We start from the raw sequence: 20,069 nt of genomic DNA on the forward strand, positions 1-20,069 counted from the left end.
GTAAACAACTCAAAGGAATTATTGTGAAGAAGCCATTTCGTTTATCTATATTAAGCCTGGTCTTAAGCGCTATTTCTTTTTCTGCCCATGCGCAGCAGGAAATGCCTGCCGTACTGGAAGGTCATGCCGTTTTGCCAGCCAACAGTGTGATCCAGGCCCCCGAGAACGCACCCCAAGACCTGAAAGTAGCCGGAAAATATACCACCCGCGCCCGTATTGAAGAGCTGGGCAGTGTCATGGGCAAGTCCAAGGACCGTGAGACTGGTCATAAAGTGCCATTCAAGGGTCAGCCTTTGCAGGGTCATTCGGGCATTCAGGTCATGGACGATGGCAGTGTATGGATTGTGACGGACAACGGTTTTGGCAACAAGGCCAACTCGCTGGACTCCATGCTGTACGCTAACCAGTACACGATCGACTGGAAAACCGGAGAGTTCAAACATCTGCAAACGGTATTCCTGAGCGATCCCGACAAGAAAGTGCCTTTCCGTATCGTTCATGAGGATACCAAAGAACGTTACCTGACCGGTTCCGACTTTGATCTGGAAAGCATGCAAATTATTGGCGACCATATCTGGTTTGGTGAAGAGTTTGGTCCTTTCCTGATCAAGGCCGACAAAGCCGGGAAAGTACTGGCTGTCTATGAAACTGAGGTGGATGGAAAAAAAATCCAGTCGCCTGACAACTACCTGGTTGCCACGCCCGGCGCACCCGGAGAAACCTATAAAACCGTTAACCTGAAGCGCTCCAAGGGCTATGAAGGCATGGCTGCCTCGGTGGATGGCAAATTCCTGTACCCGCTGATGGAAGGCCCGGTTTGGGATGAGAACACCAAAGACTGGGAAAAGTCCGGCGATAAAACCGCTTTGCGCGTACTTGAATTTGATGTGGGGGCAGAAAAATGGACGGGCCGTTCATGGCTTTACCCGTTGGAGGCCAGCCACCACGCGATTGGCGACTTCAACATGATTGATGCCACCACTGCCCTTATTATTGAGCGTGACAATGGCGAGGGTACGCCCGACAAGGCCTGTAAAGACGGTGAAGATACAAGCAAATGCTTTTCTGATTTGCCCAAGTTCAAGCGGGTCTATAAGGTTGAGTTCAGCCCCGAAACCGCCGGCAAGGACGTACGTAAAATTGCCTATATTGATTTGCTGAATATTCAGGACCCTAATAAACTTGCGCGCAAGCCCCTGACCAATGGGGTGCTGCAATTCCCGTTCTTTACCATTGAAAACGTGGATGTGATTGATGGAGAGCGTATTGTGGTGGGTAATGATAATAACTATCCGTACTCTTCAAGCCGCGAGCCCAACCAGCAGGATGATAATGAATTGATTTTGCTGAATGTAAAAGAATTGTTGCAAGCCAAATAATTATTTGCACGATAACGGGTAGGCAGGGCATTGGACAGTTAATGCCTGTGCCTGCTGTTTAAGGGGCCAGGTGAAAACCTGGCCTTTTTCATGTGGCGTTTTTTGACTTTTCCGATCCTTATGTTTCAGCTTGTATCTTGTGGGGTTTTTCATGGATAAAACATGGCTTTTTCTGCCTACAATCTATATTATCGTGGTTGTACACCTTAAAAACGGCTGAGTGCTTTTTTTCAAAAATTTATCTATTTATAATCAAAGTGTTATACGGTCTTTTATTATTTTAATAATATCAGAGAGACTGCAAAACCCGATTCCTTCATAATTTTTTTATTGCATTTGAAAATTTTGTATCTAAAACAACACAGGATTAGTCATTAAAGCATTTTTAAAATCAACACAGATCAAGAAGTTCTTAAAAGGTACATGTTAAATATATCTTATAAGGTGGGTATTTGATTTAAATCAGAAGTTGATCAGGTTTAACCCGTAGAATTTCCATTAACGGATGCCCGAATATGAATAACGGGAAATTATTCACCAGGGCGCTACCCGGAAATTTTATTTTTTATCCAGGAGAAGTCTATGAAAGTGAATAAATTGGTTGCCGCCGTCTCTATGGCCTTAAGCATGGGCCTGGTGTCAGGTGCCGTGATGGCTAAAGAGGGTAATGTTGTTAATGTTGCTTTAGAGCAGCCCGCCTCCGAAGCGATCAAGAAATTGCCCATTGAAAAGGCGGTGCGTGTAGCGCCCCCAATGGTGCCGCCTCCAATTACCCGCAAACACCCTGCACGGGTGGTGGTTGAAATGGAAACCGTTGAAAAAGTCATGAAAATGGCCGATGGTGTAGACTACATGTACTGGACATTTGACAGTACCGTGCCGGGAACATTCCTGCGCGTGCGTGAGGGTGATACCGTTGAGTTCCACCTGTCCAACCACCCCAGCTCTAAAATGCCGCACAATATTGACTTGCATGCAGTAACCGGTCCTGGCGGCGGTGCAGCTTCTTCATTGACAGCGCCTGGGCATACCTCTGTGTTCAGTTTCAAAACCCTTAATCCCGGCTTATATGTTTACCACTGCGCCACCTCGCCTGTGGGCATGCACATTGCCAACGGTATGTACGGTCTCATTCTGGTAGAGCCGAAAGAGGGCTTGCCTAAAGTGGATCGCGAATACTATGTCATGCAGGGTGATTTCTATACCAAGGGTGGTTATGGTGAGCCTGGCCTGCAACCTTTTGACATGAAAAAAGCTATTGACGAAAACGCTGACTATGTCGTATTCAACGGTTCAGTTGGTGCATTGGCCGGTGAAAATGCCCTGAAAGCGGAAGTGGGTGAAAATATCCGCCTGTTCGTGGGTAACGGTGGCCCCAACCTGGTGTCTTCTTTCCATGTGATTGGCGAGATCTTCGATAAGGTCCATGTAGAAGGCGGCGATCTGGTTAACGAGAATATCCAGACCACCCTGGTGCCTGCAGGTGGCGCCACTATGGTTGAATTCAAGCTGGACGTGCCCGGTGACCTGGTCATGGTAGACCACTCCATCTTCCGTGCCTTTAATAAAGGTGCTTTGGGTAACATCAAGGTAACCGGCCCTGAAAACAAGGAAATTTATTCCGGCAAACAGATGGATGCGGTGTATCTGCCAGAGGGTTCTGCCATTCAGTCCGTGAGTACCGGTGCGGCGCCAGTGCCTGCCGTAGCACAGAACCTGGACGAGAAAATCAAGTTTGGCCAACGTGTTTATGAGGCCAACTGTCAGGCTTGTCACCAGGCGGGTGGTGTTGGTATTGCCGGCGCATTCCCTCCGCTTGCGGGCTCTGATTACTTGAATGCTGACCATAAACGTGCCGCCAACGTGATTGTGCACGGCTTGTCTGGTGAAATTACCGTTAACGGTAACAAGTGGAACAGCGTGATGCCGGCCATGTTGCTTAGTGATAACGATGTGGCCAACGTAGTTACCTATGTATTGAACAGTTGGGGTAACAAAGGTGGTGAAATTTCACCCGAAGATGTGGCCGAGCAACGCAAGGCAGCACCTGTGCAAGCCGTACCTGGTGCACACTAAGCGTATTGCCATAATGCGTGCAAAGCATCAATGGGGATTATAAGGCATAGGTGATCTATAAGGGCTTATAAGAAGACAGTATTCATAAGCTTAAGATATGTGCCATCTTCCCCAGTTAGTACACACTGTCTTCGGTGCCCAGCATTGAAGGCAGTGTTTTATTTATTATTTATAAAGAGCAAGCTATGACAATAATCTATTGCCAGCAGGCTTACCAAAATGCAAATGCCAGACGTGGCCACAAGAACCATACGCGCAAACCGGTTCTGGCCGCTATTGCAGCCGCCTTGTGTGCCATGGTTATGCCAGTGCAGGCGGTTGAAATGGCCAGATTGCCTCAGGGTGAATATCGTCCTTTATATTCCAGTCAGGCCAGTCCGCTGGAATGGGTTAAGGCATTCCGCTTGGACACTACACCGGTTACTAACCTAGAGTTTGCCGAATTTATCAAAAAAAACCCGCAATGGTCACCCGATAAAATCCAGAAAATGTTTGCTGAAGACGGTTACCTGAAGCATTGGGTAAAGGAAAATGATCAATGGGTGCCTAAAACCATTGATGCGCAAAGCCCGGTTAGTAACGTATCCTGGTTTGCGGCCCAAGCCTACTGCAAGGCCCAGGGTAAGCGCCTGCCAACCATTGCCGAATGGGAATATGCTGCACGAGCCTCTGAAGCCAAGGTGGATGCCACCAAAGACAAAGACTTTACCCAAAAAATCCTGAACTGGTATGCCAAGCCTGCGACCGCCAGCTTGCCTGCCATTAAGCAGGATAAGCCCAATTATTGGGGTATTTATGATATGCATGGCCTTATTTGGGAATGGACCCAAGATTTCAACGCCACGGTATCCAGCAAACTGCAGACTTCTAATGTTGAAAATGTAGAGGTGGATGGTCGTACCGTTACCCTTGACCTGGGGGCGTTCTGTGGTGCCGGCGCCGAAGGGGTGGCAGACCCCAGCGATTACGCCGCCTTCATGCGCTATGGTTTCAGGTCCAGCCTGAAAGCACCATTTACCCTGGATACATTAGGCTTCAGATGTGCCATGGACGGGGCCGAAACCCCATAGGGCCCTGATAAGCAATGGCAACAAGCCGTTTGCAGGTCTGTTTATGACATTCGCCGCCCGCATTGCCGGGCGGTTTTGTATTAAAACAACGGAAGTGTTATATTTTAACAACATGGAAAATGCGAGCCGCCTGATGTAGCCGTGTTGTAAACAACATAAGGTGCATTAACAATTGCAGTGCCGCCCAATCGGCAGTACAGTAAAGATTCATGCGGTTTCGGACGTATGTATTAAAGTGTTTAGTTGGGTGAGCTTAACAGTTTCGAAGGGAAAATGGCTTGCTTGATAATCGGTCTGTTGCATCAGCTTTGTTGCTCGGTACCAACATAAAAACCACAAAAAAGGGTTTTTATGAAGAAGTTGGTAGCCAGAAAGTCAAAAATTTGGTGCAATAACTACAACTTCCCTTCGCGGAGTTTTATAGAGCGGTAGAACATAATGTCTTGATCGCTGCTCTGATCACTCAAAATCTACGGAGATTTAACAAATGAAAAAGACTTTGCTAACTGCAGCTCTAGTTGCTGGCTTTGCTAGCGCAGCTCACGCAGAATCATCAGTAACACTGTACGGTGTAGTTGACGGTGGTGTTGGTTACAGCCAAACAAAAACTACCCTTGATGGTAATTTTTATGACCGTAATGGTGATTATGTTGGTAGTTTTTCCGGTTCTGCAAAAACAAGCAAAACTGGCGTAACATCAGGTAATCAGTCTGGTAACCGTTGGGGCCTGAAAGGTGTTGAGGATCTGGGTAACGGCACCAGCGCAATTTTCCAACTGGAAAGCGGTTTCGATCTGGGTAATGGTCGTTCAGGACAAGGTGGTCGTTTGTTCGGTCGTAAAGCTATCCTGGGTCTGACAGGCGAAAGCTGGGGTACTCTGACATTGGGTCGTCAGTACAACGTGGGTGATGACTTCCTGGCTTCTATCGATCCGTTCGGTACAGGTTTTGGTCAGGCAGGTGCTACTAACGTATTGGGTGCAAGCTGGTCAGGTCGTTATGACTCATCTATCAAGTACATGACACCTAACTTCAGTGGCTTCCAAGCTGCTCTTATGTGGTCTGGTTCTAACAGCAAAGATGATGTTGAGTATACAGTTAGTAATAGACTTGGTGCTACAGTCGACTCTGATGAGCTTAAGGTTAAAACCCGTAACAACCTGATCTCTTTGGGTCTTGCTTATAACAATGGTCCAATCCAAGCTGGTTTGGTATGGGATCACCAAAAAGCAAAAACCACAGTTAATGGTAATTCAGCAAGCAGTACTGTTAATGCATGGAACTTAGGCTTTGCTTATGACTTCGACGTTGTTAAGCTGCACTTGGGTCTGGGTCAACAAAAAGATGGTCTGATTCGCGACAGTGATGGTAGTTCAGGTGCCTATAACGATTTCGCTGAAGACTATGGTATCCTTGATTTCGGTAATTCCGTTGGTAAAGGCTACAGACAAACACATTGGTTAGTTGGTTTGTCAGCACCTGTTGGCGAAAATGGTAAAGTACTGTTCTCTTACACCGGTGCTCATGGTAAGAATCTGTTTGCTGATGCAAACGGTTTTGCATGGGAAGGCCGTCGTGTGTCAGGAGACTTTGACTTTGTTGGCGAAGGCAAACTGCGTTCAAACGTATTTAGCCTGGGTTATACACATAACCTGTCCAAACGTACTAACATCTATGCGGTTGCGTCTTATGGTACATACAAAACCACAGCTGATGGTAGTGTGATTGCTAACGTAGAAGGCCGTCGTGGTAGCTGGAGTCGTGAAGTTGGTAGTGCTGATGCTACGTACAAAGCAAAAGCAACTCAAATCAACGTTGGTATCCGTCACCGCTTCTAATCAATCGCATGGCTTGACCATGTAATTGAAAAGCTTAAAAACCACCTGTTTATGCGGGTGGTTTTTTTATGCTTGTTCGGTTTTTTTTGGGGGGGGCTTCAGGTTCTAGATGGGTAGCGTGCAATCACCTGGTAGCTTTGCTCTGACGCCGCTACGCGCCGAAGTTGCTGCATCTGCCAGGTGATTACACTTTTAAAGATTCAGGGGTTGCAATTCTATTTTAGAACGGCGTGCTGTGCTAGGCGCTGGCTTGGCTTTTGGTTAGAGGGTGCTTGCTGCACTGCTCCAAAATAGAACATACCTACCTGCGGGCCCCAATCGCTTGAATAAACCGGCCGGCCATGTTTTACTACGCAAAAGGCATCAATCCCATGCGCAAAACAGGGGTTAAAAAAATGTTTTTGAGCTTGAGGATGATATCAGCATTGCCACCGGTCATCCTAATCGTGACAGAGGAGTACGGATAATAGGAATTGGCAGATAAAATCAGGGTGTAAATAAAATTACTTGCTGTGTCAAGAAAATTTGCAAATATCCCTCATAATAAGAAAAAAACATGAAATATGTCGTTTTCCCTAAGTGATTGGGTATCAACCTGCCGATGAAATGATACAATCAGAAGGTTTAAGAAATTTAATCAAGTTTTCAATTTAGGTGGCTGCGTAACATGAATTTAGCTGAATATTTTCCAGTATTGCTGTTTATTCTCGTTGCGGGTGGTTTGGGTTCATTTCTGTTGCTGGCGGGGCGTTTTCTGGGCCCCAACCGGCCAGACCCTGAAAAAAATTCACCCTACGAGTGCGGATTTGAGGCCTTCGAAGATGCGCGCATGAAATTTGACGTGCGTTACTATCTTGTCGCCATCCTGTTTATTCTGTTCGATCTTGAAATCGCCTATCTTTTCCCATGGGCTATTGCCAACGGGCATGTCGGTCTGGTTGGTTTCTGGACCGTCATTGTGTTCCTGGCAGTCCTCACTGCCGGTTTTGTTTACGAATGGAAAAAGGGTGCACTTGACTGGGATTAATCCAAGTGGTGTGTAAAAACTATGTCTGATCAAAATGTATTAAATAAACAGGGCTTTCTGGTTACCAGTGCAGATGCCGTTATCAACTGGGCCAAAACCGGTTCCATGTGGCCAGCAACCTTCGGGCTGGCCTGTTGTGCGGTTGAGATGATGCACGCCGGTGCCGCCCGGTATGACCTTGACCAATTCGGTATCATTTTCCGCCCCAGTCCCCGTCAATCCGACGTCATGATCGTGGCCGGTACCCTTTGCAATAAAATGGCAGCTCCCCTGCGCAAAGTTTATGACCAAATGGCCGAACCCCGCTGGGTTGTTTCCATGGGCTCCTGTGCTAATGGTGGTGGCTATTACCACTATTCCTACTCAGTCGTTCGGGGCTGCGATCGTATCGTGCCGGTTGATATCTACGTTCCGGGCTGTCCGCCAACAGCAGAAGCCCTTATCTACGGCATGTTGCAACTGCAGAATAAAATCCGCCATACCAACACCATTGCGCGTGAAGCGTAAGATGTTGGCAAGCTAAGGTTCACGAAAATCCTATGTCTCGTTTACAAACTTTAAAACAAAATGTGCTTGCCCATCTGGGCGATCAGCTGAACCTGATCGAAGCCCATGGTGAGCTCACCCTGGAAATCCCGGCTAACAAATGGCAGGAAACCTGTACGCGTCTGCGTGATACCCCTGAACTGGGTTTTGAAACCGCCATAGACCTTGCCGGTGTCGACTACTTAACCTGGGGTGCTCCGGCTGTTAACGCTGCTGAAGCCTTTCCTTCACGCTTTGCGGTAGCCGTCCAGTTGCTGTCCTTAAGCAATAACTGGCGTCTGCGCATTCGTGCCTGGGTGCCCAACAACGAATTTCCCGTGCTGCCTTCTTTGGTCAGCGTCTGGCCCAGCCTGAACTGGTTCGAGCGTGAAGCTTTTGACCTCTTCGGTATCGTATTTGAAGGCCACCCCGACCTGCGTCGTATTCTTACCGACTACGGTTTCATCGGCCATCCATTCCGTAAAGACTTCCCCGTTTCCGGTCACGTTGAAATGCGTTACGACGAAGAAGCCAAGCGTGTCATTTACCAGCCGGTTACCATAGAACCCCGTGAAATCACGCCAAGGGTCATTCGTGAAGAAGGTTACGGAGTAGGACGTTAAAAATGTCAGAAATTAAAAACTATACCCTTAACTTCGGTCCCCAGCACCCGGCAGCCCACGGTGTGCTCCGTCTTATTCTTGAATTGAACGGCGAGGTTATCCAGCGGGCCGACCCGCATATTGGCCTGTTGCACCGTGCAACCGAAAAACTGGCCGAACAGAAAACCTATTTGCAGGCCTTGCCATACATGGATCGCCTGGATTACGTTTCCATGATGTGCAATGAGCATGCCTATGTTATGGCCATCGAGAAAATGTTGGGTATCGAAGTGCCACTGCGTGCACAGTATATCCGCGTCATGTTTGATGAAATTACCCGCATCCTGAATCACCTCATGAGCGTGGGTACCCATGCTCTTGACGTGGGTGCCATGGCCGTTATGCTGTACGCGTTCCGTGAGCGTGAAGACCTGATGGACTGCTACGAAGCCGTCTCAGGTGCCCGTATGCACGCAGCGTATTATCGTCCTGGTGGCGTGTATCGTGATTTGCCCGATACCATGCCTAAAAACACCATGGATACTAAATACCGCAGCAAGCGCGAAATCAATCAAATGAACGAAGACCGCGAAGGTTCGCTGCTGGACTTCATCGAGGCTTTCACCAAGCGCTTTCCGGGCTGTGTCGACGAATATGAAACACTGCTGACTGATAACCGTATCTGGAAACAGCGTCTGGTAGGTATCGGTGTGGTTGAGCCTGAACGCGCCAAGGCCCTGGGCTTTACCGGCCCCATGCTGCGTGGTTCCGGGGTTGAATGGGATTTGCGTAAAAAACAACCCTACGAAGTTTACGATCGCCTGGATTTTGATATTCCGGTTGGCGTCAATGGCGACTGTTACGACCGTTATCTGGTACGTGTGGCTGAAATGCGTGAAAGTAACCGCATTATTGCCCAGTGCGTGCACTGGCTGCGTAACAACCCAGGCCCGGTCATTACCGAAAACCATAAAATTGCCCCGCCCAAGCGCGAAAGCATGAAGACCAACATGGAAGAGCTGATTCACCATTTCAAGCTGTTCTCTGAGGGCTTCCAGGTGCCGGCTGGCGAGGTTTATTCTTCGGTAGAGCACCCTAAAGGCGAGTTTGGTATTTACATGGTGTCCGATGGCGCCAACAAACCTTATCGCCTTAAAATCCGTGCTCCCGGTTTTGTCCACCTGCAATCTCTTGATGAAATGTCTCGTGGCCATATGCTGGCTGATGCCGTAACCATTATCGGTACACAAGATATCGTGTTCGGTGAAATTGATCGCTAATACTGGCGAATAACTGGATAGTAAAAATGTTGCTTTCTGAACAGGCTTATACAAAGATTGATAAAGAGCTGGCAAAATATCCCGCCGATCAGCGTTCGTCTGCCATCATGTCTTCCCTTCGCATTGCACAAGAAGAGAACGGCTGGTTGTCAAGCGATCTGGTCGCCGAAGTAGCCCGCTATATCGGGGTGGAACCCATTGCAGTCCAAGAGGTTGCCACCTTTTACAATATGTTCGAGATGAAACCCGTGGGCAAATTCAAGATCACGGTCTGTACCAATTTGCCTTGTGCCTTGCGTGATGGCGTGAAAACCGCCGAATACCTCAAGGAAAAACTGGGCATCGGTTTTAATGAAACCACTCCCGATGGCGCCATTACCCTGAAAGAGGGCGAGTGCATGGGCGCTTGTGGCGATTCACCCGTTTTGCTGGTCAATAACCACCATATGTGCGTGCGCATGTCGCAAGAAAAAATTGATGAAATGCTGGCCGAGATGAGCAAGGAGGCACAGGCATGAGTTTTCTGGATAAATACTCCCACGGCTTGATTGCCAATCCTGGCAATGACCTGGCCAACAGCATGGCATTGCATGGCCGCCATATCAAACCGCAAATCCTTGATGGCATCAACGGCGAAAACTGGCGCCTTGAGGATTATGTCAAGCGCGGTGGCTACGAAGCCCTGCGTAAAATCCTTACAACCGGCCTGAGCCAGGAAGACGTGATTGCTGAAATCAAGGCATCCGGCCTGCGTGGTCGTGGTGGTGCGGGTTTCCCGACCGGTCTTAAATGGAGTTTCATGCCCCGTTCCTTCCCGGGCCAGAAGTACCTGGTTTGTAACTCGGACGAAGGCGAGCCTGGCACTTTTAAAGACCGCGATATCCTGCGCTTTAATCCGCATGCGGTTATTGAAGGCATGGCCATTGGTGCATATGCCATGGGCATTTCCGTTGGGTATAACTACATCCACGGCGAAATTTTTGAAATTTACCAACGCTTTGAAGAAGCGCTTGAAGAAGCCCGCAAGGCAGGCTTCCTGGGAGACAATATCCTGGGTTCAAACTTCAGCTTCCAATTGCATGCTCATCATGGCTATGGTGCCTATATTTGCGGTGAAGAAACAGCCTTGCTGGAATCCCTGGAAGGCAAGAAAGGGCAGCCACGCTTCAAACCGCCATTCCCGGCCAGTTTTGGCCTGTATGGCAAGCCAACCACCATTAACAATACCGAAACTTTCGCGGCCGTGCCTTGGATTATCCGTAACGGCGGGCAGCAATACCTCGAAGTAGGCAAGCCTAATAATGGTGGTACCAAACTGTTTTCCATCACGGGCGACGTAGAGCGTCCGGGTACCTACGAAATTCCCCTAGGCACGCCATTTGCCACCCTGCTTGAACTGGCGGGCGGCATGCGTAATGGCCGCAAGCTGAAAGCGGTTATTCCCGGCGGCTCCAGTGCGCCCGTCCTGCCTGCGGACATCATGATGGATTGCACCATGGATTATGACTCCATTTCCAAAGCCGGCTCAATGCTGGGCTCGGGTGCGGTTACCGTCATGGATGAATCCCGTTGCATGGTCAAGTCATTGCTTCGACTGTCTTACTTCTATTATGAAGAAAGTTGTGGGCAGTGCACGCCATGCCGCGAAGGTACCGGCTGGTTGTACCGCATCGTCAACCGCATCGAAAACGGTCAGGGCCGTCCTGAAGACCTGGACATGCTTGACACGGTTGCCGGCAACATCATGGGACGCACAATTTGTGCATTGGGCGACGCGGCAGCCATGCCCGTACGCGGTTTCTTAAAGCATTATCGCGACGAGTTCGCGCACCACATCGAGCATAAGCAATGTGTGGTTCCTCACTATCTGTAGGTCAAAGCAATGGTTGAACTTACCATAGACGGCAAACCCGTATCAGTGCCTGAAGGCAGCATGGTTATGCATGCCGCCCAGGAACTGGGGGTCTACGTGCCGCATTTCTGTTATCACAAAAAACTGTCTATTGCAGCCAGCTGCCGCATGTGCCTGGTTGAAGTGGAAAAAGCGCCCAAGGCATTGCCGGCATGTGCAACACCGGTTACGCAGGGCATGGTTGTCCATACCTGTTCCGCCAAGGCGGTTGCCGCACAAAAAGCGGTGATGGAATTCCTGCTGATCAACCATCCACTTGATTGCCCCATTTGCGATCAGGGCGGAGAGTGCCAGCTGCAGGACTTGTCCGTAGGTTATGGCCAGTCCGAATCCCGTTATAAAGAAGAAAAACGGGTTGTTTTCCATAAAGACGTCGGTCCCTTGATTTCCGCCGAAGAAATGAGCCGCTGCATTCACTGCACGCGTTGTGTCCGTTTCGGTCAGGAAGTGGGCGGCATCATGGAACTGGGCATGGTTGGCCGTGGTGAGCATTCTGAAATCACCACTTTCGTTGGTCACTCCATTGATTCCGAACTGTCTGGCAACATGATTGATGTCTGCCCGGTTGGCGCGCTGACGTCCAAGCCTTTCCGTTACTCTGCGCGTACCTGGGAACTGGCCCGCCGCCGTTCAGTCAGCCCGCACGACAGCGTTGGTAGCAACCTGGTCGTACAGGTCAAGGGCGATAACGTCAAGCGTGTGGTTCCGTTCGAGAACGAAGAAGTCAACGAATGCTGGATTACCGACAAAGACCGCTGGTCTTATGAAGGCCTGAACAGCGAAGACCGCCTGCAAACCCCCATGATCAAGGGTGACGACAATGTATGGCGCGAGGCTTCCTGGAATGACGCGTTAACGGCAGCGGCACAAACACTGGGTCGTATCAACGAAACCCAGGGAATCGGCCAGATTGGTGCTTTGGCAACCGAGTATTCAACCGTTGAAGAGCTGGCTTTGCTGGGTCGGCTGGTGCGTGGCCTGGGATCTGAAAACATTGATTTCCGCCTGCGCCAGAATGATGCCGGTTTTGAGGCTGCCTTGAACGGTATGCCATGGTTGGGTATGCCGATTGCCGAACTCAACAACCTTGATCGTGTCCTGGTGGTGGGTTCATCACTGCGTAAAGATCATCCTTTGTTTGCACAGCGTCTGCGCCAGGCTGCCAAGAAGGGCACACAAATTGTTTTCATTGACAGCTTTGGTGATAACCCGCTGTTCCCGGTTGCCGCGCGTATTACGGTAGCGCCAAGCCAGTTGGCCGCAACATTGGCCAAGGTAGGCAATGCACTGGTTGCCCAAAAAGAGGGCGCGCAGGCCGATGAGAAAGATCCTGTGCAGAAGATTGCCGCGATCCTGGCAAGTGGCAGTAATAGTGCTGTCCTGCTGGGCAACACGGCTGTTTCAGCTCCCGATGCTTCCAATATTGCCGCTTACGCCCAGGCAGTTGCCAATGGCATTGGTGGCAAGCTGGGCTTCCTGACCGCTGGTGCCAATACGGTAGGTGGTTATCTGGCTGGTGCAGTGGCGGGTGAAAACGGCATGAATTTGCCCAAAATGCTGCAAAATCCGCTTAAAGCATTCATTGTGTTGCATGCTGAGCCAAAACTTGATTGCGATAATGGCATCAAGGTTCAGGCAATGCTGGCCAATGCATTTTCAATTGCCTTGACACCCTTCAAGTCTGCAGCCCAAGACTGGGCCCGGATCATGTTGCCGGTGGCACCGTTCACTGAAACCTCCGGTACTTTTGTCAATGCAGAAGGCCGTGCCCAAAGCTTCAAGGGTGTGGTCGCCGGAAAAGGCCAAAGCCGTCCGGGCTGGAAAGTGCTGCGTGTACTGGGCAATATCCTGAAACTGTCAGACTTTGACGACGAAACCTCAGAAACCATTCGTGATGCCGTGCTCCAGAATGGTTATGTTTCCCGTCTGGACAATAAGGTTATTGCACAACCCAAGGCACCTGCCGTTGCACCGGTTGGCCTGGAGCGTGTGGCTGATGTGCCTATTTATCGTACCGATGCTATCGTGCGTCGTGCTGAGTCCCTGCAACAGTCTCCGGCCAGTGCTGCACCCAAGGCCCGCATGAATGCGGAAACCATGGGTTCATTGGCATTGGTTGCCGGCAATCAGGTAAAAGTGAAATCCGCCAGTGGCGAAGTCACCCTTGAGGTTCAGCAAGACGACACGCTGGCTAACAATACCGTGCGTATTTCCCACGCATTCGAACAAACAGCAGCATTGGGTAGTGCCTTTGCTCAACTTACTGTGGAGCGCGTCTAATGGATATCTGGTCTTGGTTCACTGATGGCGTTGCCGCATTTGATGCCTGGGGCGCCGGTCTGATCGGTGCAACACCGTGGCTGGTGTTGTGGTCAATCATCAAAATCCTGATTATTGCCCTGCCAATCATTATCTGTGTGGCTTTCCTGACTTTGTGGGAACGTCGCATGATTGGTTACATGCACGTTCGCCGTGGTCCCAACCGTGTGGGTCCCGGCGGATTGTTGCAGCCTTTTGCAGACGTGTTCAAGCTTCTTACCAAAGAAGTGATTGTTCCTGAAAAATCCAACAAGGTGCTTTATATTCTGGCACCCGTCATGACTTTGCTGCCGGCACTGGCTGCATGGGCCGTTATTCCTTTTGGCCCGGAAACCGTACTGGCAAACATCAATGCCGGTTTGCTGTATGTCATGGCCATTACCTCACTGGGTGTTTATGGCGTTATTATCGCGGGCTGGTCATCCAACTCCAAATATCCGTTTTTGGGTGCCATGCGTGCTTCGGCACAAATGATTTCCTATGAACTGGGTATGGGTGTCGTGCTGGTTACCGTGCTGCTGGTATCAGGTACTTTAAACATGAATGGTATCGTGCAGGGCCAATTAAGTGGCTGGTTTGCCGATCGTGGCCTGACTTTCCTGTCATGGAACTGGTTGCCCCTGTTGCCTCTGTTTGTGGTGTATGTGATTTCAACGGTTGCCGAAACCTGCCGTCATCCCTTTGACGTGGTCGAGGGTGAGTCTGAAATTGTGGCCGGTCACATGGTGGAATACTCTGGTATGGGTTTTGCCATGTTCTTCCTGGCCGAATACGCCAACATGATCCTGTTGTCAGCCATGGCTTCCATCATGTTTCTGGGCGGCTGGTCATCTCCGCTGGATTTCGCACCGTTTACCTGGGTGCCGGGCTGGTTGTGGCTGGGCCTTAAAACATTCTTTGTCGTGTCCTTCTTTATTTGGTTCCGGGCTTCGTTTCCCCGCTATCGTTATGACCAGATCATGCGTCTGGGCTGGAAGATCTTCCTTCCATTAACGGGTGTGTGGTTCCTGATTGTTGCCATTTGGATGCAGACACCGTTCAATATTTGGAAATAGGCTAGAAGAAAATTATGAGTGCTATTAAAGATTTCTTCGGCAGTTTCATGCTGACCGAGATGTTAAAGGGAATGGCCCTGACCGGCAGGTATTTCTTCAAGCGCAAGATTACACTGCGTTATCCTCACGAGAAAACGCCCATGTCTCCACGTTTTCGGGGTTTGCACGCGTTGCGCCGTTATCCCAACGGTGAAGAACGCTGTATTGCCTGTAAACTGTGCGAGGCCGTGTGTCCCGCGATGGCCATTACTATCGAATCCGAAGAGCGTGACGATGGAACACGTCGCACCACGCGCTACGATATTGACTTAACCAAATGTATCTTCTGCGGTTTTTGTGAAGAAAGCTGTCCGGTGGATTCCATCGTGGAAACCCATATCCACGAATACCACGGTGAGAAACGGGGCGATCTGTATTTCACCAAAGATATGTTGCTTGCAGTAGGTGATAAATATGAATCCGAGATCGCTGCACGTCGTGCAACCGATGCGCCCTACAGATAATCGGCAGGTGAGCAAACTATGACTTTTACTACTGTTTTGTTCTATATATTGGCCGCAATCCTGGTGGTGGCCGGTGCGCGGGTGATTACTGCACGCAGTCCCGTTACGGCTGTGTTGCATCTGATCCTGTCTTTTGTGACAGCAGCTTTGCTGTGGATTCTGATCGGCGCAGAGTTCCTGGGCCTGGTGCTGATCGTGATTTACGTAGGTGCCGTGATGGTCATGTTCCTGTTTGTGGTCATGATGATTGACGTGGTACCCGAGGCCTTGCGTGCCGGTTTCCGTACTTACCTGCCTTTGGGTCTGGTGGTCGGCGGCATTATGGTTCTGGAAATTGCCTTTGTGCTGGGTACGGTATACTACGGTTCGGGTGATCCGGTTGCCTTGCCTGATTCCTATAACAACACGCTTGAGCTGGGTGTGGCGATGTACAGCGAGTATTCGTTCCCGATTCAGGTGGGCGGACTGGTGCTGCTGGTTGGCATGATTTCAGCCATTGCACTTACCCTGCGTGAACGTCGCAATAGAAAATACGTTGTTGCCAGTGATCAGCTGCATGTCAATGCCGCAGACCGCGTAAGACTTGTCAGCATGAAATCTGAAAAAGAAGAAGCTGCGCCAGTAAAAGAAGGGGATTCAGAATGACGCTAACTTTGGCACATTATCTGATTTTAGGGGCAATCATGTTTGCCCTGGGTGTATTTGGTGTTTTTCTGAATCGCCGTAATCTTATTAGTCTGTTGATGTCCATCGAGCTTATGCTGTTGTCGGTGAATATCAATTTCGTGGCATTTTCCATGTGGAATCCGGGTGCCAATGGCTTGCCCGAAACGTCAGGGCAGATCTTCGTGTTCTTCATCCTGACCGTTGCCGCCGCAGAGGCCGCCATCGGCCTGGCTATCCTGGTCCTGTTGTTCCGCAGAATCAATTCCATTAACGTTGACGACATCGGTCGTTTGAAAGGGTAAGGGGAATATAAGCATGACACCAACATTCTCTAGTGCCTTTTTACTTATGATCGCATTGGCCCCGCTTGCGGGTGCCATTATTACCGGTCTGTTTGGCACAGGATTCTTCGGGCGTTCAGTCAGTCGCAAAGGCGCACACAGCCTGACGATCCTGCTTGTTGCCATTTCATTCCTTGGTTCACTTTATGCTTTGTATGAAGTAGCCATGAATGGCGCCTATTATGACCAGGCTATCTATACCTGGACATTGGTCGGTACCAAAGTGTTTGAAGTCGGTTTCCTGATAGACCCCTTAACCGCCCTCATGATGGTAGTGGTTACATCGGTTTCATTAATGGTTCACATATATACCATTGGTTATATGGTTGATGATCCGGGTTATCAGCGCTTCTTTTCCTACATCTCATTGTTTACCTTCTCAATGTTGATGCTGGTCATGGCCAACAACATGCTGCAGCTGTTTTTTGGCTGGGAAGCCGTGGGTCTGGTTTCTTACCTGCTGATCGGTTTTTGGTATACCCGTGACACGGCTATTTTCGCCAACATGAAAGCGTTCATCATGAACCGTGTAGGTGACTTCGGTTTCGTATTGGGTATTGGCCTGCTGTTTGCCTATACCGGCTCCATGCGCTATTCAGAGATTTTTGCCCAGGCAGGTTCCCTGGATACCCTGATTTTCCCGGGTACCGACTGGAAACTGCTCACGGTTGCATGTATCTGCCTGTTCATCGGTGCAATGGGTAAATCCGCTCAAGTGCCTCTGCACTCATGGCTGCCAGACTCCATGGAAGGTCCTACACCTATCTCCGCATTGATTCACGCGGCGACCATGGTTACTGCTGGTATCTTCATGGTTGCCCGTTTCTCTCCGCTGTTCGAGTTGTCCTCAACCGCCTTGTCCTTCATCATCGTGATTGGCAGTATCGGTGCACTGTTCCTGGGTATTCTGGGTATTATCCAAACCGATATCAAACGCGTCGTTGCTTATTCAACCCTGTCACAGCTGGGCTACATGACGGTTGCACTGGGTGCGTCAGCCTATCCGGTTGCCATTTTCCATCTAATGACACACGCTTTCTTCAAGGCACTGCTGTTCCTTGGCGCAGGTTCCGTGATTATCGGCATGCACCATGATCAGGACATCCGCAATATGGGTGGCCTGCGCAAATACATGCCCATTACTTGGATTACCTTCCTGATCGGTACGCTGTCATTGGTGGGTACACCATTCTTCTCTGGTTTCTATTCCAAAGAAAACGTGATTGAAGCGGCTGGCCTGGCCAATATCTGGGGTGCCAATTTTGCTTATTGGTCTACGCTAATTGGTGTGTTTGTTACCTCATTGTATTCATTCCGCCTGTACTTCCTGGTTTTCCACGGAAAAGAGCGTTTTGATACCAAGCCTGCGCATGGCAAGAAACATGATGACCACGGTCACCACGGTGGCGTTCCGCATGAGTCTCCATGGGTAGTCACCTTGCCCCTGATCCTCTTGGCAATTCCTTCGATTGCTATTGGTGCATGGGCCATCGATCCATTGCTGTTCAAAGGGTTCTTTGGTGATGCCATCGTCATTTCTCCCGAGCATCCTGCCATGGCAGAACTGGCCAGCCATTACCACGGCTGGGTAGCTTACGCCCTACATGCTTTCCAAACTGCTCCATTCTGGCTGATGATTGCCGGCCTGGTAACGGCTTGGTACTGCTATATCGTCAATCCAAAACTTCCTGCCAAAGTGTATCAGGCGTTTTCAGGTATCAACCGTATCCTTGAGAACAAATACTACGCAGACTGGTTTAATGAAAACGTGATTGCCCGTGCAGTTCGTGCACTGGGTGGCGTTTTCTGGAATGTTGGCGATAAGGGTATTATTGATGGCGCAATTATTGGTGGAAGTACAAGGCTGGTAGGCTGGATTGCCGCCATCAGCCGCTACTTGCAGTCCGGCTATATCTATCACTACGCGTTTGCGATGATTGCTGGCGTGATTGCATTAATTACTTTATTTGTGCTGGTAAACTAAGATGGGCGAAATGACTACTACTATTCCTTGGCTCTCCTTGTCGATATTCGTGCCGATTGTTGCGGGTATACTGGTGTTGATATTCGGTCGAGATGACCGTGCCGACTATACTCGCAAGATGGCTTTGGTTGGCGCTATCGTCAGTTTTCTGGTTACCCTGCCTATTTACCTCGGGTTTGACTCATCAACTGCGAATATGCAGTTCGTCGAGAATATTTCCTGGATTGCGGCCTTCAACGCTTCCTACCATTTAGGGGTGGATGGCATTTCCATCTGGTTTGTGCTGTTAACCGCTTTCATCACTATCATTGTGGTGCTTGCTGGCTGGGAAGTCATTACCAATCGGGTAGCCCAATACATGGCGGCTTTCCTGATCCTGTCAGGCCTCATGGTAGGTGTGTTTGTGGCACTTGACGGCTTGCTGTTCTACGTGTTCTTCGAGGCAACCCTGATCCCGATGTATATTATTATCGGTGTCTGGGGGGGGCCTAACCGCGTTTATGCCGCTTTCAAGTTCTTCCTGTATACCTTGATGGGTTCATTGCTTACCCTGGTTGCCTTTATCTATCTGTATACCGTTACCGGTACTTTTGATATTGCTGCCTGGCAGGCTGCCAAGCTGGGTTACACACCGCAGGTACTCATCTTTATCGCCCTGTTTGCCGCATTTGCCGTGAAGGTGCCCATGTGGCCAGTACATACCTGGTTGCCTGACGCCCACGTTGAAGCACCTACCGGTGGTTCTATCGTGCTGGCGGCCATCATGCTGAAGCTGGGTGCTTACGGTTTCCTGCGCTTTTCCCTGCCAATTGCTCCTGATGCCTCACAAAGCCTGTCTGGCATCATGATTGCCCTGTCCCTGATTGCGGTAATCTATATTGGCCTGGTTGCGATTGTTCAGGATGACATGAAAAAACTGGTGGCCTATTCATCAGTTGCCCACATGGGTTTTGTAACACTGGGCTTTTTTATGTTCAATGTTACCGGCCTTGAAGGTGCGATGGTCCAGATGATTTCCCACGGTTTCGTTGCTGGCGCCATGTTCATGTGTATCGGTGTGCTGTATGACCGCGTCCACAGCCGCCAGATTTCCGCTTACGGTGGTGTGGTCAATGTCATGCCCAAGTTCGTTACTTTCTTCGTGCTGTTTTCCATGGCGAATGCCGGCTTGCCAGCCACCAGTGGCTTTATTGGCGAATTCCTGGTTATCCTGGGTGCCGTCGAATATAACTTCTGGATTGGCTTGTTGACTGCGACTGCCTTGTTGTGGGGTGCTTCGTACTCCCTTTGGATGGTCAAGCGCGTGGCTTATGGCGAAATCAAACATGACCATGTCCGTGAAATGAAAGACATCAATTGCCGTGAATTCCTGATTCTGGGCTTGCTGGCTATTTTTGTGCTGTACATGGGTATTCATCCGAAACCCTTCACCGATGTGATGCACGTTTCTCTCCAACAATTGTTGGAGCATGTTGCAATTTCTAAACTGTAAG

17 protein-coding genes are annotated in these 20,069 nt (G+C 49.7%); all 17 read left to right on the plus strand.

What is annotated here, in order from left to right; genetic code table 11:
- Positions 1–23 precede the first annotated feature (23 nt).
- On the plus strand, positions 24–1,379 hold the full coding sequence (locus ACM5Q9_RS00655) for an esterase-like activity of phytase family protein (protein WP_418142813.1): 1,356 nt from the start codon (positions 24–26) through the stop codon (positions 1,377–1,379).
- A gap of 582 nt (positions 1,380–1,961) precedes the next feature.
- Entirely contained in the window at positions 1,962–3,455 is a 1,494-nt protein-coding gene (nirK, locus tag ACM5Q9_RS00660) for a copper-containing nitrite reductase (RefSeq protein WP_418142814.1), read from the plus strand.
- A gap of 185 nt (positions 3,456–3,640) precedes the next feature.
- Positions 3,641–4,525 (plus strand): formylglycine-generating enzyme family protein, encoded by an 885-nt coding sequence (locus tag ACM5Q9_RS00665; RefSeq protein ID WP_418142815.1) that lies wholly within the window; start codon positions 3,641–3,643, stop codon positions 4,523–4,525.
- A 487-nt stretch (positions 4,526–5,012) separates the two neighbouring features.
- The gene (locus tag ACM5Q9_RS00670; RefSeq protein ID WP_418142816.1) at positions 5,013–6,362 is read left to right on the plus strand and encodes a porin; all 1,350 of its coding nucleotides are present in this window, start codon (positions 5,013–5,015) and stop codon (positions 6,360–6,362) included.
- Positions 6,363–7,029: 667 nt separating this feature from the next.
- A complete protein-coding gene (locus tag ACM5Q9_RS00675; RefSeq protein WP_169294040.1) occupies positions 7,030–7,389 on the plus strand; it encodes an NADH-quinone oxidoreductase subunit A in 360 nt (119 codons plus the stop codon).
- A 21-nt stretch (positions 7,390–7,410) separates the two neighbouring features.
- Positions 7,411–7,896, plus strand: a complete 486-nt coding sequence (locus tag ACM5Q9_RS00680; RefSeq protein WP_169294041.1) for a NuoB/complex I 20 kDa subunit family protein — start codon at positions 7,411–7,413, stop codon at positions 7,894–7,896.
- 32 nt (positions 7,897–7,928) lie between these two features.
- On the plus strand, positions 7,929–8,537 hold the full coding sequence (locus ACM5Q9_RS00685; protein WP_418142817.1) for an NADH-quinone oxidoreductase subunit C: 609 nt from the start codon (positions 7,929–7,931) through the stop codon (positions 8,535–8,537).
- 2 nt (positions 8,538–8,539) lie between these two features.
- Positions 8,540–9,796 carry an NADH-quinone oxidoreductase subunit D gene (locus ACM5Q9_RS00690; protein ID WP_418142818.1) on the plus strand — a complete coding sequence of 419 codons (1,257 nt, stop codon included), beginning with the start codon at positions 8,540–8,542 and terminating at the stop codon, positions 9,794–9,796.
- Between the two features lie 26 nt (positions 9,797–9,822).
- Complete coding sequence (gene nuoE / locus ACM5Q9_RS00695; RefSeq protein WP_418142819.1) at positions 9,823–10,314, plus strand: NADH-quinone oxidoreductase subunit NuoE; 492 nt, start codon at positions 9,823–9,825, stop codon at positions 10,312–10,314.
- Entirely contained in the window at positions 10,311–11,669 is a 1,359-nt protein-coding gene (gene nuoF, locus ACM5Q9_RS00700) for an NADH-quinone oxidoreductase subunit NuoF (RefSeq protein WP_418142820.1), read from the plus strand. The genes nuoE and nuoF overlap by 4 nt, the downstream gene beginning before the upstream one ends.
- 9 nt (positions 11,670–11,678) lie before the next feature.
- Entirely contained in the window at positions 11,679–13,988 is a 2,310-nt protein-coding gene (nuoG, locus tag ACM5Q9_RS00705; RefSeq protein ID WP_418142821.1) for an NADH-quinone oxidoreductase subunit NuoG, read from the plus strand.
- A complete protein-coding gene (nuoH, locus tag ACM5Q9_RS00710) occupies positions 13,988–15,082 on the plus strand; it encodes an NADH-quinone oxidoreductase subunit NuoH (protein WP_169294047.1) in 1,095 nt (364 codons plus the stop codon). Before nuoG ends, nuoH begins: the two co-directional genes overlap by 1 nt.
- A 14-nt stretch (positions 15,083–15,096) precedes the next feature.
- Positions 15,097–15,585 carry an NADH-quinone oxidoreductase subunit NuoI gene (gene nuoI, locus ACM5Q9_RS00715; RefSeq protein ID WP_169294048.1) on the plus strand — a complete coding sequence of 163 codons (489 nt, stop codon included), beginning with the start codon at positions 15,097–15,099 and terminating at the stop codon, positions 15,583–15,585.
- An 18-nt stretch (positions 15,586–15,603) separates the two neighbouring features.
- Positions 15,604–16,230 (plus strand): NADH-quinone oxidoreductase subunit J, encoded by a 627-nt coding sequence (locus ACM5Q9_RS00720; protein WP_418142822.1) that lies wholly within the window; start codon positions 15,604–15,606, stop codon positions 16,228–16,230.
- A complete protein-coding gene (gene nuoK / locus ACM5Q9_RS00725; protein WP_200235295.1) occupies positions 16,227–16,553 on the plus strand; it encodes an NADH-quinone oxidoreductase subunit NuoK in 327 nt (108 codons plus the stop codon). The genes ACM5Q9_RS00720 and nuoK overlap by 4 nt, the downstream gene beginning before the upstream one ends.
- Before the next feature lie 13 nt (positions 16,554–16,566).
- Positions 16,567–18,576 (plus strand): NADH-quinone oxidoreductase subunit L, encoded by a 2,010-nt coding sequence (nuoL, locus tag ACM5Q9_RS00730; RefSeq protein ID WP_418142823.1) that lies wholly within the window; start codon positions 16,567–16,569, stop codon positions 18,574–18,576.
- 10 nt (positions 18,577–18,586) lie between these two features.
- On the plus strand, positions 18,587–20,068 hold the full coding sequence (locus tag ACM5Q9_RS00735; RefSeq protein ID WP_418142824.1) for an NADH-quinone oxidoreductase subunit M: 1,482 nt from the start codon (positions 18,587–18,589) through the stop codon (positions 20,066–20,068).
- Position 20,069 lies beyond the last annotated feature (1 nt).

It is taken from the genome of Advenella sp. RU8 (assembly GCF_048381675.1).
Lineage (GTDB): Bacteria > Pseudomonadota > Gammaproteobacteria > Burkholderiales > Burkholderiaceae_B > Advenella.